The organism is Paractinoplanes abujensis (genome assembly GCF_014204895.1).
Classification (GTDB): domain Bacteria; phylum Actinomycetota; class Actinomycetes; order Mycobacteriales; family Micromonosporaceae; genus Actinoplanes; species Actinoplanes abujensis.
On the sequence record NZ_JACHMF010000001.1, the window covers coordinates 2332880 to 2348674 of the forward strand.

The 15795-nt window shown below is 72.4% G+C and carries 18 protein-coding genes; 7 read left to right on the forward strand and 11 right to left on the reverse strand.

Translation table 11 applies throughout. The features are described 5' to 3' along the window. Nucleotide 1: 1 nt before the first annotated feature. The 6 genes from BKA14_RS10295 to BKA14_RS10320 form a co-directional block, all read right to left on the reverse strand. Nucleotides 2-349 carry a molybdopterin oxidoreductase gene (locus BKA14_RS10295; protein WP_184950684.1) on the reverse strand — a complete coding sequence of 116 codons (348 nt, stop codon included), beginning with the start codon at nt 347-349 and terminating at the stop codon, nt 2-4. After that, nucleotides 350-2383 carry a molybdopterin oxidoreductase family protein gene (locus BKA14_RS10300; RefSeq protein ID WP_184950685.1) on the reverse strand — a complete coding sequence of 678 codons (2034 nt, stop codon included), beginning with the start codon at nt 2381-2383 and terminating at the stop codon, nt 350-352. A gap of 68 nt (nt 2384-2451) precedes the next feature. Next, nucleotides 2452-3099 (reverse strand): sirohydrochlorin chelatase, encoded by a 648-nt coding sequence (locus BKA14_RS10305; protein WP_184950686.1) that lies wholly within the window; start codon nt 3097-3099, stop codon nt 2452-2454. A gap of 66 nt (nt 3100-3165) precedes the next feature. Then, on the reverse strand, nt 3166-4272 hold the full coding sequence (locus BKA14_RS10310) for a uroporphyrinogen-III synthase (protein WP_184956670.1): 1107 nt from the start codon (nt 4270-4272) through the stop codon (nt 3166-3168). A gap of 97 nt (nt 4273-4369) precedes the next feature. Further along, nucleotides 4370-4552 carry a hypothetical protein gene (locus BKA14_RS10315; protein ID WP_184950687.1) on the reverse strand — a complete coding sequence of 61 codons (183 nt, stop codon included), beginning with the start codon at nt 4550-4552 and terminating at the stop codon, nt 4370-4372. A 2-nt stretch (nt 4553-4554) separates the two neighbouring features. Further along, nucleotides 4555-4740 carry a hypothetical protein gene (locus tag BKA14_RS10320; RefSeq protein ID WP_184950688.1) on the reverse strand — a complete coding sequence of 62 codons (186 nt, stop codon included), beginning with the start codon at nt 4738-4740 and terminating at the stop codon, nt 4555-4557. 195 nt (nt 4741-4935) lie between these two features. On the opposite strand from BKA14_RS10320, the gene BKA14_RS10325 reads away from it, so the two are divergent. Both BKA14_RS10325 and BKA14_RS10330 read left to right on the forward strand, forming a co-directional pair. Beyond that, on the forward strand, nt 4936-5439 hold the full coding sequence (locus tag BKA14_RS10325; RefSeq protein ID WP_184950689.1) for a GyrI-like domain-containing protein: 504 nt from the start codon (nt 4936-4938) through the stop codon (nt 5437-5439). Nucleotides 5440-5503: 64 nt separating this feature from the next. Continuing rightward, on the forward strand, nt 5504-6661 hold the full coding sequence (locus tag BKA14_RS10330) for an alpha/beta hydrolase-fold protein (protein ID WP_184950690.1): 1158 nt from the start codon (nt 5504-5506) through the stop codon (nt 6659-6661). Here the strand turns inward: BKA14_RS10330 and BKA14_RS10335 are convergent. Then, on the reverse strand, nt 6651-7538 hold the full coding sequence (locus tag BKA14_RS10335) for an AurF N-oxygenase family protein (RefSeq protein ID WP_239092365.1): 888 nt from the start codon (nt 7536-7538) through the stop codon (nt 6651-6653). The two genes, BKA14_RS10330 and BKA14_RS10335, sit on opposite strands and share 11 nt — an antisense overlap. A 46-nt stretch (nt 7539-7584) precedes the next feature. Between BKA14_RS10335 and BKA14_RS10340 the strand changes: the two genes are divergently transcribed. The 4 genes from BKA14_RS10340 to BKA14_RS10355 are packed head-to-tail and all read left to right on the forward strand — an operon-like array spanning nt 7585 to nt 10884. Beyond that, entirely contained in the window at nt 7585-8262 is a 678-nt protein-coding gene (locus tag BKA14_RS10340) for a TetR/AcrR family transcriptional regulator (protein ID WP_184950692.1), read from the forward strand. Beyond that, entirely contained in the window at nt 8259-8528 is a 270-nt protein-coding gene (locus tag BKA14_RS10345) for a DUF4873 domain-containing protein (RefSeq protein ID WP_184950693.1), read from the forward strand. Before BKA14_RS10340 ends, BKA14_RS10345 begins: the two co-directional genes overlap by 4 nt. Further along, nucleotides 8516-9949: a flavin-containing monooxygenase gene (locus BKA14_RS10350; RefSeq protein WP_438861880.1), complete on the forward strand. Its 1434-nt coding sequence runs from the start codon at nt 8516-8518 to the stop codon at nt 9947-9949. Before BKA14_RS10345 ends, BKA14_RS10350 begins: the two co-directional genes overlap by 13 nt. Next, complete coding sequence (locus tag BKA14_RS10355; protein ID WP_438861942.1) at nt 9949-10884, forward strand: SDR family NAD(P)-dependent oxidoreductase; 936 nt, start codon at nt 9949-9951, stop codon at nt 10882-10884. The genes BKA14_RS10350 and BKA14_RS10355 overlap by 1 nt, the downstream gene beginning before the upstream one ends. A gap of 162 nt (nt 10885-11046) precedes the next feature. Here the strand turns inward: BKA14_RS10355 and BKA14_RS10360 are convergent, their stop codons facing one another. From BKA14_RS10360 to BKA14_RS10375, 4 genes are read right to left on the reverse strand one after another with little or no spacing between them, the layout of a single operon-like run. Further along, nucleotides 11047-11547, reverse strand: a complete 501-nt coding sequence (locus BKA14_RS10360; RefSeq protein ID WP_184950696.1) for a cupin domain-containing protein — start codon at nt 11545-11547, stop codon at nt 11047-11049. A gap of 6 nt (nt 11548-11553) precedes the next feature. Further along, nucleotides 11554-13032 carry an RtcB family protein gene (locus BKA14_RS10365; protein ID WP_184950697.1) on the reverse strand — a complete coding sequence of 493 codons (1479 nt, stop codon included), beginning with the start codon at nt 13030-13032 and terminating at the stop codon, nt 11554-11556. A 46-nt stretch (nt 13033-13078) separates the two neighbouring features. Further along, complete coding sequence (locus BKA14_RS10370; RefSeq protein ID WP_184950698.1) at nt 13079-13921, reverse strand: alpha/beta fold hydrolase; 843 nt, start codon at nt 13919-13921, stop codon at nt 13079-13081. 48 nt (nt 13922-13969) lie between these two features. After that, nucleotides 13970-14275 carry a DUF1905 domain-containing protein gene (locus BKA14_RS10375; protein ID WP_184950699.1) on the reverse strand — a complete coding sequence of 102 codons (306 nt, stop codon included), beginning with the start codon at nt 14273-14275 and terminating at the stop codon, nt 13970-13972. Nucleotides 14276-14358: 83 nt separating this feature from the next. On the opposite strand from BKA14_RS10375, the gene BKA14_RS10380 reads away from it, so the two are divergent. After that, nucleotides 14359-15795 carry a glycoside hydrolase family 76 protein gene (locus BKA14_RS10380; RefSeq protein ID WP_184950700.1) on the forward strand — a complete coding sequence of 479 codons (1437 nt, stop codon included), beginning with the start codon at nt 14359-14361 and terminating at the stop codon, nt 15793-15795.

The following is a 15795-nucleotide window of genomic DNA, read 5'->3' on the forward strand; positions in this document are numbered from 1 at the left end:
GTCAGATCTCCACCAGGCCGAGGTCGACGATCACGGTGCCGGCGACGCCGGCCGGCGCGGCCAGCCACAGCTCGACGGCCGTGCCCGCGGCCAGGTCCTCGACGACCCGCAGCGGCACGTGCACGTCGCCCTTGGCCCCGATCGGGAAGTAGCGCATCGGGCTGCCGTCACGCATGAGCACGACGCTGATCAGCTCGGCGGCCGCGTTGCCGCCCCGGAAATAGACCGCCTGCGTGGTCGTCCCGCTGGGCACCACGTAGGACAGGACCGGATCGATCGGAGCGGGATTGTCCAGGCCCTTTCCCTCGTACGGGAAAACGCCTTGCAGGAATCGCGGGGTGGAGTGCACCTATTCGGTTCCTTCCGTGTGCAGGGAAATGGCAACCGCGCAGGCTTTGAACGCGGGCATGCGCGAGTGCGGGTCGAGGGCGGGGTTGGTCAGCGCGTTGGCGCCGGGCCAGTGGAACGGGGCGAAGACGGTGTCCGGGCGGATGCCGTCGGAGAGCCGGGCCCGCAGCACCGCGGCGCCGCGGCGGCTGCGCAGCTCGACCAGGTCGCCGTCGGCGATGCCGTGCCGGCGGGCCAGGTCGGGGTGGATCTCGGCGCGGGGTTCGGGCAGCGCCACGGTGAGCGCCCGCACCCGCCGGGTCTGGTTGCCGCTCTGGTAGTGCTGCATGTTGCGGCCGGTCGTCAGCACGTACGGGAAGCTCCGGTCGGGCATCTCCGCGGGGTCCTGGTGCACGACGGGGATGAGCCGCGCCTTGCCGGACGGCGTGGGGAAGGTGTCGGCGAACAGGCGTGGCGTGCCCGGGTGGTCCTCGGCGGGGCAGGGCCAGAAGACGCCGTCCTCCTGCTCGATCCGCTCGTACGTGATCCCGGCGTAGTCGGCGATCCCGCCCGCGCTGGCCCGGCGCAGTTCCTCGAAGACCGTGCGGGGGTCGCTGGACTCCGCGCGGCCCAGCCGGCGCGACAACTCGGCCAGGACCTCGAGGTCGGTCCGCACGTCGGGCGGCGGCGGCAGCGCGCGCCGGCGACGGATCACCCGGCCCTCGAGGTTGGTCATCGTGCCCTCCTCCTCGGCCCACTGGGCGGCCGGGAGCACGACGTCGGCCAGGGCGGCGGTCTCGGAGAGGAAGATGTCGGAGACGACCAGGAAGTCGAGCTTCCGCAGCTGCTGCAGCACCCGGTTGCTGTTCGGCGCACTGACCGCGATGTTGCTGGCCAGGACCATCAGGACTTTGAGGCGGTCGTCGGTGAGCATCTCGTAGGCGCTGCGGCCGGGCCCCGGCAACTCGTCCGGGTCGATGCCCCACACCGCGGCGACGTGCGCCCGGGCCGCGGGGTCGTCGAGTTTGCGGTAGCCGGGCAGCTGGTCGGCCTTCTGCCCGTGTTCGCGGCCGCCCTGCCCGTTGCCCTGGCCGGTGATCGTGCCGTACCCGGAGAAGGGCCGGCCGACCAGCCCGAGCGCCAGCGCCAGGTTGAGGAAGGCCTGGGCCGTGTCGGTGCCGTTGCTGTGCTGCTCGGCCCCGCGGGCGGTCAGGATCATCGCCGGGCCCTCGGTGGCCAGCAGGCGCACGGTCTGCCGCAACTGCGTCTCCGGTACGCCGGTCATCCGCTCGACCCGCTCCGGCCAGTACGCGTTGGTGGCGCTGCGGACGGCCTCGAACCCCGTCGTGCGCCGCGCGACGTAGTCCTCGTCGACGTAGCCCTCGCGGATCGCGATGTGCAGCAACCCGTTGGCCAGGGCCAGATCCGTGCCCGGCAGGGGCTGCAGATGCAGATACGCGCCGGCGGCGGTCTTGGTGCGCCGCGGGTCGGCGACGATGAAGCGGGTGCCCTCCAGGTACTGCATGCTCGGCGGCATCGCCTCGGCCGGGTTGGCCCCCACGATCAGCACGGTCCGCGCGCTCGCCACGTCCTCCAGCGGGAACGGCAGGCCGCGGTCGACGCCCAGCGACCGGTTGGCCGCGGTGGCCGCGCTCGACATGCAGAACCGGCCGTTGTAGTCGATCGACGAGCTCTTCAGCGACACCCGGACGAACTTCCCGAGCGCGTACGCCTTCTCGTTGGTCAGGCCGCCGCCGCCGAACGCACCCACACTGTCGCGCCCGTACGCTTTCTGGGCCGACTCGATCGCGTCGACGATCCGGTCGAACGCCTCGTCCCAGGACGCCTCGCGCAGGCCCTGACCCTTGCGGACCAGTGGGGTGAGCAGCCGGTCGGAGTGGTCGAGCAGGTCGGCGGCCGAGAACCCCTTGGCGCACAGGCCGCCCTTGTTGACCACGAAGTCGCGCGGTTCCAGCCGGACCCGGGGGATCTCGGGGGTCAGCGTCATGCCGCACTGCAGGGCGCAGTAGGGGCAGTGCGTATCGGTCGCCGTCACACCCCGAATACTCGGCAGCGATTGTTTACCGACGGGACCTTTGCCGTTGCGCCGACGTACGGAAAACCCTACAAGCGGGCGGCCGCCGTTGTGAGGACCGAGTCGTAGCGCTCCAGCACGAGATCGGTCACCGTGGGGTCCGCGCAGAGCGGCGGGGTCACGTGGTCGGCGCCGGCCTGGGTGAGGGTGCGGTAGAACAGCCCGTCGGCGAGCAGGTAGGCCGCGATCGCGATCCGCCGCGCACCGCGGGCGCGCAGGCCGGCGACGACGTCGGGCACGCGCGGGCCGGGACCGGAAACGTACCCGGCGTGCCCGCCCAGGCCGGCGGCCAGGGCCTCGACGTCGGCGCGCCAGGCGAGGTCCGAGGAACCGGCCGCGGCCAGCACGACGGCGTCGGCCGGTGGGAGGTGGCGCAGCAGGCTGTCGCGGAGCACGTCGTCCGGTCCGAGCGGGCGGGTCACCGGCGTGGGCAGGCCGGCCACGGCGTCGGCGATGTCCACGCGCACGTGGTATCCGGCCGACAGCAGCAGCGGGACCACGACCGCGTCCGGGAGGAGCGGGGCCACCTCGGCGACCCGGGGTTCCTGCACGTCGGCGTAGCAGAGACGCACGTCCAGGCCGGGGCGGCGGGCGGCCACGCGGGCGGCCAGGTCGCGGATCTGGGCCTGACCGGCGGGGCTGCGGGTGCCGTGCGCGACGGCGATCAACGTGGGCATGATGCGGCTCCCTGAAATGGACATGTCCGGTTCGTCGCCACGTTGCGACAGGGCGGCGCCGCCGGGTCAGGCGGCCGGCTCGTCGAGGCGCAGCCGGTAGCCGCGTTTGATCACGGTTTCGATGTGGCGGCCCGAGCCCAGAGCCGTCCGCAGCCGGGCCACGGCCACGTCGACCGCGTGCCCGTCGTTGCCCCGGGGCAGCGCCGCGATCAGCTGGTCCTTCGAGACGACCACGCCGGGCCGGGCGGCCAGCGACGTCAGGATCGCCATGGCCGCCGGGGCCAGGGTGTGCGGCTCGCCGTCGATCAGCACGGCGTGGCCGCGCATCTCCAGCGTGGACCCGGCCACGCGCAGCTTGACCGAGCGGCGCGGCAGTTCGTCGGTGACGGTCTTGATGAGCGCCCCCAGCCGGTAGCGGGCGGGCATGACCACCGGGATGCCCCGGTCGGCCAGCGGGGCCGCGGTCACCGGACCGACGCAGGCGGCCAGCACCGCCCCGGAGCCCAGACGGTCCACGGCGGCCGGGGCCGACTCCCCCGCCACCTGCAGGAACGCCTTGGCCGCGGGCGCGCTGGTGAACGTCACGGCGTCGATCTGCCCGGCGGTGATCTGCTCGGCCAGACGCCGTACGGGGGAAAGGTCCGGCGGCAGCACCCAGCGGTAGACGGGCACCTCCACGACGGCCGCCCCGGCCCCGCGCAGGGCGCTCACGAAGGCCGTCTGCGGCTCGCCGTGCTCCTGCACCACGATGCGCAGGCCGGCCACCCCCTCGGCCAGCAGGCGTTGGAGGATCTCGTCGGTCGACTCGGTGCGGGCCGCCCACTCCTCGCTCAGCCCGGCCGCGCGGATGGCCCCGCACGGTTTGGGCCCCCGCGCCACGATGCGGGCCCGGCCCAGCACCTCGCGCAGCTGGTCGCCCAGGCCCCAGCCCTCGGCGGCCTCCAGCCAGCCCCGGAAGCCGAACCCGGTGGTGGCCACGACCAGGTCGGGGGCGAGCCCGATGCAGGCGGCGGTCGCGGCGTGCAGGGCCTCGTCGTCGGCCAGCGGGACGATCGCGATCGCGGACGCCGTGACGACCCGGGCGCCGCGCCGGGTGAGCAGCGCGGCCATCTCGTCGCGCCGCCGCTCGGCGGTCACCGCGACGGTGAAACCGGTCAGCACGCCCTCAGTCATCGACACGATGTCAGCGTCACCAGGGCCGGTTTCGGTAACGTCGTTGTCGTGTTTCGGGGCCGATAAGCGCATGTCACAAGTTCGCCCGGCGATCTTGTTAGGCGCTCTCGTCCTGGATGCGGCGCACGGCGGCCAGCAGGTGGAACACCTCGATGCGGCCGTCCAGGAAGCCCATCCGGTAATCGGCGCCGGTGGCCGGGTGCTGGGCCCGTACAGGGTCACGGCGGCCCGCGATGCCGTCCTGGCGCCCGGTGTCGTACGCGAGAAGAACGTCGTCCATCGTCAGTTCTTGCCGTCCATGGCCTTGCGGATGGCCGCGATCAGGTCGGCCTCGAAGACGGCGAGCTGACCGTCGGCCAGCCCGACCCGGTAGTCGGGGTCGTCGCCGCGTCCGTGGTCGTTGCGCCCGGCCACCCCGTCGGCCCGGCCTTCGTCGTACGCCCGCAGGGCAGAATCGGCGCTGTCCATCAGTCCTCCTCGAACGCTCCTGTCGCGCGTTCGAGCGCAGACACCGCGAACCAATCTCACATGCGCGGGCTCGGAATCCCACTGGTCGATTCGCCCGGCCCGAAACACTAAAGTTCGAGGTCAAGAGCGCGTTCGGACAAAAATGCATCGCCCGGGGCACGTACGGTGGCCGGTCGTAGACGGAGAGTGAGTGGCGTGGAGATTCTTGCCGGACCGGTCGTGGAAACGGCCCCCGAGCGGCACACAGCCGGCATCCGCGTCGTCACCCCGTTCCGCGGCATGTTCGCCGTCCGCGACAAACTGATGACCGAGCTGTACGCGTGGCTCGACGGGCGCGGCCTGGGCTACGGCCGCACGTTCCTGCGGCTGCACGTGGTGGCCATGGAGAGCGACATGGACCTCGAGGTCGGCGTGCTCACCGACGGGCCGGTCGACGGCGACGGCCGGGTCGAGCCGGGCACGCTGCCCGCCGGCGACTACGCGGTCCTGCGGTTCGCCGGGCACGGCCGCCGGGCCAACGGCACGTTGATCGACTGGATCCGGGCCAAGGGACTGCCGATGGACGTCGACGAGGATCCCGCGGGTGACCGGTTCGGCGGCCGCTACGAGATGTACCTGACGGATCCGCGGTCGGAACGGATGAAGACCCGATGGCAGATCGAACTGGGCATTCACCTCGATCGCTTGACAGCCCGGTGAGCGGCTGAAACCCTGCGTGGCGGGGTGATGACGCCACGTTGCTAAGGGGTTGGTCAGGATCGACATGCGGAGCCCCCGCCTCGCCGGGCTGCTCGAGGCCACCGGCAGACCCGACGCCGACCGGTTGTGGGCCGAGCTCACCGCCGCCGGCACCCCGCTGGTCGAACCCTGGGACGACGGCCACTCGCTGGTCACGTTCCTGTGGCGCGGTGCGGCGGAACGCGTCCGGACGTGGTGGAACATCGACGTCGCGCTGACCCGGATCCCCGGCACCGACATCTGGCACGGCTCCGAGGTGTTCCCCGACACGCTGCGCACCCTCTACGCCCTCGTGCAGGGCGACACCCAGGAGCTGCCGCGCACCCCCGGCGACACCGGCCCGGCCCAGCTCGACCGGGACAACCCGCTCGCGGTCCACTTCGAGGCCGACCCGGCCGACCCCACCGACTCCAGCTGCTGGGCCTCCGAGCTGCGCCTGCCCGCGTCCCCGCGCTCACCGTGGACGACCCCGCGCCCGCAGGTGCCGGCGGGCCGGCTGAGCAGCGACGAGTTCCGGGCCGGCCGGCCCGTCACGACCTACCTGCCGTACGGGGTGGAAGCGGACGGCCTGCCGGTGCTCGTGATGTTCGACGGCTACAACGCGCAGACCGTGCTCCGGGTCCCGACGATCCTCGACAACCTGATCGCCGAGGGCCGCGTGCCGCCGATGGCCGCGCTGCTGGTCCGGGGCCGCGACGAGCACCGCCTGCGCGACCTGACCCCCGGCCCGGCCCTGGACGAGCTGATCGACGAGCTGATGCCGTGGGCCGAGACGACGTGGGGCATCGGTTCCCCGTACGGCGACAACCTCGTGGCCGGCCAGTCCCGCGGCGGCCTGGTCGCCACCCATCTCGGCCTGCGCCGCCCCGACCTGTTCCGCGGCGTGATCGCGCAGTCGGCCAGCTTCTGGTGGCCCGCCCCGGCCGACGGCGAACCGGGCCGCCTGATCCGCGACGCCGAACGGCTGGCCCACCCCGACGTCCGCTACTTCCTCGACGTCGGCCGGCTGGAGTCGGCCCCCACCGCCGGCGAAGCCCCGTCGCAGCTCGAAGTGGTCCGCCGGATGCGCGACACGCTGCGCGCCCGGCACTGCCACGTCACCTACGCCGAATACGACGGCGGCCACGACTACGTCAACTGGCGGCACAACCTTCCGGAGGCCCTGATCGCCCTCAGCCAGTAGGCAGCAGGCCCGACCTCTTCCACAGCGTCCGGCCGGGGCCGTCGATCAGGTCGAGGTCGTTCAGGTAGGCCACCACGCGCTCTCCGGCCCAGCGTATTGTCCGCTGGAAGTGCGGGTTGGCGCGGGCCGCACGCCGGCCGTCGGCGGGCCGCACGCCGATCGACTTGTAGACCGCGGGATGGATGAGGCGGGTGCCGCACAGGTACGCGGACCGGCCGATGACCAGTTTGTCGAACGCGAGACGGCGCGGGGACGCGGCCCGCACCTGCCGGGCCAGTTCCTCGCGGGCGTAGCGGACGTGCCGGGCCTCCTCGACGACGTGGACGCGGGACACCATCCGGACCAGGGGCTGCACGTCCTCGGCGGCCATGGCCTCACGCTGCAGCGTGTCCAGGATCTCCTCGCAGATCAGGATGGCCGCGAACATGCGCGGGCCGCTGCCCGTGGCCCCGATCCACTTGCCGAGGAACGCGCTGACGCCTTCGGGCCGGTAGACCGGCGTGCCCAGCTTCTCGATCATCTTGCCGAACATGACCGAGTGGCGGCACTCGTCGGCCACCTCGGTCAGCCCGTACTGCGCGTGGGCCGAGGTCGGATCCTGGTCGTAGTAGGACCGGATCAGCAGCTGCATGAGGATCGTCTCGAACCAGATGCCCAGCCCGGCCAGGCTGGCCGCCTCGTGCCGGGTCAGCGTGATCCGCTGCTCGGTGTCGAGCCGTTCCCAGATCGCGGTGCCGTAGAGCGAGGACCGGTGCGGCGGCACGAAGAACTTGTCCGGCGCGAGGGGCGCCGCCCAGTCGATCTCGACCAGCGGGTCGTACGAGTGGGCCGCGGAGGATTGCAGCAGGCGGGTGGCTGTGCGCTCGCGATCGGTCACGGGACCCTCCTTGACGTTACCGGCGGTAACAGTTACTCCTAGTACTATGAAGTCGGACCAGAAGCCGGTCAATACCGATGCCCGGCGCGACCGCTGGGCCGGCCATCGGGAGCAGCGGCGAGCCGAACTGACCGAGGCCGCCATCGACGCCATCCGGCGGCACGGGCCCGAGCTCGGCATGGACGCGATCGCGGCCCACGCGGGCATCAGCAAGCCGGTGCTCTACCGCTACTTCGCCGACAAGTCGGAACTGTGGCTCGCGGTCGGGCAGCGCTCCGGGGCCCTGGTGCTCGACGCCATCGTCCCGGCCGTGGCCGCCGTACGGGAGGAACGCGCCGCGATCGGGGCGGCCATCGACGCCTACCTGACCCACATCGCCGCCGACACGAACCTCTACCAGTTCGTCGTGCACCAGCCCGACATCGCCCGGCACCGCGACGTGGTGGCCGACGTGGTCGACACCGTGGCCAGCGGGCTCGCGCGGATCTTCGGCGACCGGCTGCGGGCGCGCGGGCTCGACTCGGGGGCCGCGTTGCCGTGGGCGTACGGGGTAGTCGGGTACGTGCAGGCGGTGGGTGACTGGTGGTTGCGGCAGCAGCAGCCGATCAGCCGGGAGGCGCTCGGCGACTACCTGACGACCTTCCTGTGGGGCGGGGTGGCGGGCATTCAGCACGCGGCCGACGTCCCCGGCGGGCTGGCGGCTTTCAGACGGGAGACCACGTGAACGACGAGGAGTATCGGGGGCCGGCGGTCCTGACGATCGGCGACGAGCGGCACCCCGTGCGGATCCGCATGTCGGCCCGCTTCGAGCCGCTCGAGGGCCGGTTCCGCTGGGCGGGCCGCACGTCCGCCGACCCGGCGCTGGCCCAGTGCGTCGGCCGCGAGGCCCGTTTGCACATCGAACGGACCTCCGGCGTCCGGCTCAGCGAACCGGATCCCTGGGGCGGCGTCCGGCTGTCGGGGACGGGCACACCGCCGTGGTTCCGATGAGCCACTACGACGTTCTGATCATCGGGGCCGGGCTGAGCGGCATCGGCGCGGCGTGGCGGCTGCAGGAGGCGTTCCCGGCCAAGACGTACGCGATCCTGGAGGCGCGCGACACGATCGGCGGCACCTGGGACCTGTTCCGCTACCCCGGCGTGCGTTCCGACTCCGACATGTTCACGCTCAGCTACCCGTTCCGGCCGTGGACCGGCACGCAGTCCCTGGCCTCGGGCGACAAGATCCGGCAGTACATCCAGGACACCGCGGACGAGGGCGGGATCACCGCGCACATCCGCTTCGGTTCCCGCGTGGTCGCGGCCGACTGGTCGGCCGGCCGGTGGACCGTGCGGCTGAGCGACGGCAAGACCCTGACCTGCGGTTTCCTGTACGCCTGTGCGGGCTATTACTCGTACGAGGGTGGCTACCAACCCGACTTCCCGGGCCTGCCCGACTTCACCGGACGCCTCGTCCACCCGCAGTCGTGGCCCGCCGATCTGGACTACGCGGGCAAGCGCGTGGTCGTCATCGGCAGCGGCGCGACAGCGGTGACCCTGGTGCCGGCCATGGCCCCGACCGCCGCCCACGTGACCATGGTGCAGCGCTCCCCCAGTTACCTGACCGCCCTGCCCCCACGCGACGTCGTGGCGGCCGCGCTGCGCCGGGCCCTGCCCCCGCGGGCCGCCAGCGTCGCCACCCGCGCCAAGAACGTGCTGCTCACGCAGGGTTTCTACCAGCTCGCCCGGCGCCGGCCGGAGCGGGTGCGCAAGGTGCTGCGCACGATGGCGGTGCGGGGCATCGGCGACGCGGACTACGTCGACGAGCACTTCAAGCCCACGTACGACCCGTGGGACCAGCGGCTGTGCGTCATCCCGGGCGGTGACCTGTGGGCCGAGATCCGCTCCGGGCGGGCGTCGGTGGTGACCGACCACATCCGGAGGTTCGTGCCCGGCGGCATCGTTCTGCGAAGTGGCCGCCTGCTCGAAGCCGACATCGTGGTCTCGGCGACCGGCCTCTCGCTCGTGCCCATCGGTGGCGTGCAGGTGTCGATCGACGGCGAACCGGTCACGATCGGCCGCCGGGCGGCCTACCGCGGGATCATGCTCAGCGGCGTACCGAACCTGGCCTACTGCATCGGCTATGTGAACGCGTCCTGGACGTTGCGGGCCGACCTCTCCCACCGGTACGTGATGCGGCTGCTGCGCCACATGGACCGGCACCACCTTGCCGTGGCCACACCCACCAGCCCCGGCGGCACCGGCCGGCCCCTGCTCGACCTGTCCTCCGGCTACGTGCAGCGCGCGCTCGACCTGTTCCCGCGTCAGGGCGACAAGGCACCGTGGATCGTGCGCCAGAACTACCTGCGCGACCTGATCACCACGCCCCGGGCCGACGTCACCCGCGACATGACCTTCGAGGAGGCCCGATGATCCCGCCCTACCGGTTCGCCGGTCGCACCGCCGTCCTGACCGGCGCCGCCGGCGGCATCGGCGAACAACTCACCTACGGCCTGGCCGCACGGGGCAGCCACCTGGTGCTGGTCGACGTCTCCCCGCTGGACGCCGTCGTCTCCCGCATCCGGGCCGCCCACCCCGCGCTGACGGTGACGCCGCTGGTGGCCGACCTGGCCGACCGGTCCCAGGTGCTGTCGGTGGCGACCCGGGTGCTCGGCACCCACCCCACCATCGGCCTGCTGATCAACAACGCCGGCATCGCTCTGGGCGGCCGCTTCGACCAGGTCACGACGGACGAGTTCGAGACCGTCATGAACGTCAACTTCCGCGCCCCCATGCTGCTCACCCACGCCCTGCTCCCCGCGCTGACCCGCGGCTCCCACCTGGTCAACGTGTCCAGCCTGTTCGGCCTGATCGCCCCGTACGGCCAGAGCGCGTACGCGGCCTCGAAGTTCGCCCTGCGCGGCCTCAGCCAGGTCCTGCAGGCCGAACTGTCCGAGAACGGCGTCGGCGTGACCACCGTGCACCCCGGCGGCATCCGCACCGGCATCGCGTCCAGTGCCCGCATCGGCAGCGGAGTCCCTGAGGCCGAGATCGAACCCCACCAGCAAACCTTCGCGGCGCTGCTGACCTACCCACCGGAGAAGGCCGCCGCCGAGATCCTCGACGCGGTGACCCGCCGCAAGGCCCGCCTGCTCATCGCCTCCAGCGCCAAAATCCCCGACCTGCTGGCCCGCCTGGCCCCCGTCGCCCACAACCGCCTCCTGACGGCTCTGACCAACCTGACCGCGAAACGCTCCCGCCCCGCCCCACCATCACAACCAGCCGCGACGACTCCCGCCGGCGCCCCTTCCCCGCCGCCGGCATCCCCCACCGGCACCCCGCGACCGGGCGGTCCCGCGTCGCCCTGAGCCACATCCCGCCCGCGCCGTCCCCGAACACCGGACCCGCCAGCGGCGCGCCGGCGGCCTCCCCGGTCCCCGCACCACGGCCTCGGCGGTCAGGCCCCGGCTTCCGTCGGCCTCGACGCCCCGGCTGGTCTCCGGTCCGAAGTCGACGATCTCCACCGGGTCTCAGGCCTTCAAGCCGTAGCGTTCGATGATGCCGGGCAGCCACTCCGGTTCGCCGAACCGCAGGCCGTAGCGCTCGGCCAGGTCGTTGCCCTCCTGGATCGCCTCCGGGCCGGCCGCGATCAGCTCCGCCACCTCGCGGAAGAAGTGCTCGAAGCCCGCCGGGGTGATGATCTCGATCATGCGGGCGGGCACCGCGCCGGCGTTCCACATCGCGTGCAGCTCACCGCGCGGTTTGCTGATGTATCCGCCCGGCCCGAGAACCACTTCCCGGTCGCCCGAGCGGAAGCCGATCTCGCCCTCGGTGACGATCGAATGTTCGTCCTCACGGGTGTGCAGGTGCGGCGCCACCAGCGCGCCGACCGGGAACGGGTGCTCGACGACCGCCAGCGCCCCGCCGGTGTCCTCACCCCACAGCTTGAAGTGCACGCCGATGTCGCCGAGGGAGCCTTCGCGCCCGCCGCCCGGCTGCACCACGGTCAGCAGCGGCTCCGATGTCGTCATGAGATGTCAGCCTTTCACTGTCAGCAGCGGCTTGAGTTCCGCCACCGGATCGGCCACGCCCGCCGTCTGCAGGCTGCCGACGACCGGCCCGACCTCCTTGTAGGCCCAGGGCGCCTCCTGTTTGAGGTCACGCCGCCAGGCGTCGAGGACGTCGCGCCGCCCGGCGAGGGCGGGGTCGCGGTGGTTGAGGGGCGTGACCACCCGGAAGTCACGGAGGAAGGCGTCCAGCTCGGCGTCGCCACCCCGGGCGGTGGCGCCGCGGGGGATGCTGCGGCCCGCTCCGTGGCAGGCGCTTTCCAGCGAGCGGCCGTTGCCCAGCCCGCGCAGCAGACAGCTGGCGGCGCCCATCGAGCCGGGCACGATGACCGGCTCCCCGGCGCCGGCCGGGGTCGCGCCTTTGCGGTGCACCACCGACCCGTCCTCGCCGGGCCACAGCAGGTTGTGCGGCGCGTCGTAGATCAGCTGCGAGCTCAGCGCACCGACCGCTTCGGCCAGCCCGGCCCGCAGCATCAGGGCCAGGAAGAAGCGGTTGCCGACGGCGAAGTTGGCCGCGTTGGTGAAGGCGGTCAGATACCGCTCGCGGCCGGCCGCGTTCCGGTCGTCGAGCAGCATCGGCAGGATCCGGTTGGCGGGCATCGGCACCGCCCGCGGCCACGCCGCCCGCGCCTGCGTCAGCCCGGTGGCGTTGGCCTGGTGGCCCAGCGACAGCGAGCCGGTGTGCACCATCAGCACGACCCGGCCGGGGCTCAACCCCCACTCGTACGCGGTCCGGCTGTCGTGGATCGCGGTGACGTACTGCAGTTCGGCGAAGTGGTTGCCGCCGCCCACGCTGCCGATGATGCTGTCGTAGCTCGTCCCGCCGCCGCTGTCGATCCAGTCGCGGAACTCGTCGGCGGAGGTGGCCGGTTGTCCGGCGGAGTGCAGCCGCCCGCCGGTGTCGCCGGGCCCGGCCTGGCGCCACACCCCTTCGGCGCCGGCCGGGACGCCTTCGGCGAGCAGGCCGGGCAGCCCGTGGCGGAGCAGTCCCTCCCGGTGGGCGGGGGTCAGGCCGATGCGCCGGCCGCCTTCGAAGAACAGGTGCCGCAGGCGCGTCTCCAGCTCGTCCAGCCGGGGCCGCACGCTGTCGGCGGTCAGCGAGGTGACCTCGACCCGCATCCCGCAGTTGATGTCGTTGCCCACGGCCTGCGGGACCAGGGCGCCGGCGGTGCGCAGCACCGTGCCGATCGGGATGCCCGCTCCCTTGTGGAAGTCGGGGGTGCCCACCACCCGGTCGACGCGCGGGGTGACCGTGAGCCCGGGGGTCGCCGCGGCCAGGGTGTCCAGCGTGCGGGCCGTCTCGAGCACGGTGAGCAGCTCGTCGACCGCGGCCGGTTCGATCGGCACGCCGGGCCCGGCGCAGATCTCGGCGGGCACGTCGTACGGGTTGGGCAGCGTCAGCCAGGAGTCGTCGGTGCGTACGAGGCGCCGGTCTTGCCGTTTCGACACGGGGATGGTGCACCCTCTCGGAGCGTGGCCAGGAGCAACGGCCACTCTAGGGGCGCGGTTCGCGGCCCGCTATCGCTTTACCGGCGGCCGGGTGGAAGAGCATCGTCACGTGGTTGGCCGCGATCCGCTCGGCGGTCAGCCGGGGCAGCTGGTCCCGCCCGATCGCGAGGCCGCGGTCGCTGATGAAGGGCCGGGCCGAGTCGTCGCCGTCGTGCTCGGCCAGGATCACGTGCACGGGCACGCCGAGCTCGGCCAGCAGTGGCAACGTCGGGCGGCCGGCCAGGGTGTCGACGGCGTCGTCGATCAGGCGGGGCAGGTCGACGCGGGGGCGGCCGGTCTCGTCGAGCAGGTAGGCCGCCCACTGTTCGAGGCGGGGGCGCAGGTCGGGCCGCAGCGCCAGGGCCCGGCCCTCGACCTGGTCGACGAACGTGGACGCGTCGGGGAACGTGCGGCTCAGCGGCCGGGTCCACAGGGTCCACAGCGCGCGCACGATCGGGCGGCGGGTGGTCCAGCGCGGCTCGGGCAGCACCCCGCCGTCCAGCAGCACCAGGGCCCGTACGCGGCCGGCCAGTTTCGCCGCGACCAGGGGGGCGAGGTAACCGCCCATCGAGTGCCCGACGAGGATCACGTCGTCGAGCCCGCACTCGTCGGCCACGCGCACCACTTCGGCGGCGTGCCCGGCCAGACCGGGGCCGGCCTTCGTGGTCAGCGAGCCGCCGCGGCCGGGCAGGTCGGGGGCGATGACCCGGGTGTCCGGCCGCGACGAGGCGAGCGCCCGCCACACCTCGGAGGTGTTGGTCAGCCCGTGCAACGCGAGCACTGTCGGCCCGGTCGCCTCCGGGTTCCAGTCGGCACAGGTCAGCCCGGCGATCTCGCGGCGTTCGGTCACGCGGGCGACCCTACTGCCCACGCGCACGCCGGAGGTTTCCGGGAGCTGTCATTTCCGGACGCGACCCTGGGCGGCGACGGTGAGGCGGATCGTCACGGTGTCGCCGAGTTCGAGGCCTTCGCTGCGCCGGACGGCCGCCTTGAGCGGCACGATGTAGCCGCCGTCCTTGGGCCACAGCGACGTGGTGAACTCCGTCCGGCCGACGTGCACGGTCGCCGGGATCATGCCCCACCCGTACGTGACCAGGGCCGCGGCCGATTCGAGGGCGGCGCATTCCGGTTCCGGCACGGCCACGAAGTGGTGCGGCGCGGGCCCGCGCCAGTAGTAGATCTCCCCCGTGAACTCCAGCTCCATGGCGACACCCTACAAAGCTGCCCGAAGGGGCAGCCTTTCCGCCGGCCATTGACTGACGTGAATACTTCAGGTTTGTTAACACTATGACGATCCGGCGGCTGGCAGTCGTGGTGGTCCTGGCCTCGACGGCACTCGTGCAGGTACAGACGACCACCGCGGCCCAGGCCGCCACGATCTGCAATCGCTACTGCGACGGCCGTGACGCGGGGCTGGCCCCCGCCGATCGGGTGCCGGTCAGCACGACCCTGTACGGGCGGTCGTTCCGGCTGCACGTCAACGACACAGATGCGATGGCCTGGGCTTCCGCCGAGAACGGGCAGGCCGGCGACGAGGTGTGGCTGGACCGCTCGTTCGACGGCGGGCGCGGCTGGGGTGACGGCAGCCGGCTCGGCGCCACGACAACTCCGGCCGGCTCGACGGGGTGGCGTACGGGGCAGTTCAACGTCGACGACTGGGGCTCCACCGGCGTCGGCGTGCTGCGCGCCTGCGGCAAGGCCGGCGACCGGCCCGAGATCGCGTGCACGGCCTGGGCGCGCAGTAACTGGAACGCTTGGGACCGCCGCACGGCCGCCGCCACCGCGCTCATGATGCGGTTCGACCGCGGCACCGGGCTCTTCGACACCACCGGCTGGTGGACGGGCGCCAACGCGCTGACCGCGCTCGTCGACACCATCAAGCGCAGCGGCATGCGCAGCTACCAATACGCGATCGCCGCCACGTACGACAAGAATGTGAACGCGCGGCAGGGCCAGTTCCGCAACGAGTTCCTCGACGACACCGGCTGGTGGGGCCTGGCCTGGGTCAACGCGTACGACGTGACCGGCGACAGCCGCTACCTGAACACCGCCCGCGCCGACGCCGACTGGATGCACAGTTACTGGGACACGCGCTGCGGCGGCGGCATCTACTGGAAGACCGACCGGGCCGGCAAGAACGCGATCCAGAACAGCCTTTACATTCAGCTCAACGCCGCCTTGAGCCAGCGGATCGCGGGCGACACCGTCTACCGGCAGCGCGCTCAGGCCGGCTGGACCTGGTTCAAGTCGACCGGCATGCTCAACGCCGAGAACCTGGTCAACGACGGTATCAACATGTCCACGTGCCGCAACAACGGCGACGTCACGTGGACCTACAACCAGGGCGTGCTGATCAACGCGCTGGTCCAGCTGCACAAGCTGACCGGGGACGCGGACGCCCTGGCCACCGCCCGGCGGATCGGCACCGCGCTGACCACCAGCGGCTATCTGTCGCCGGGCGGGATCCTGCGCGAGCCCAACGAGCCCGACACGTGCTCGGGTGACGGGGTGTCCTTCAAGGGCGCCGCCGTACGGGGTCTCGGTGCGCTCAACGCCGCGACCGGGGGCGCCTACAACGCCTACCTGCAGCGCAACGCCGACAGTGCCTACGCCGGCGACCGCAACAGCTTCGACGCGTACGGCTCGCACTGGGCCGGCCCGTGGCGCAGCACCAACCACAGCTGTCAGCACAGCGCGCTGGATCTGCTGAACGCCGCGCCATGA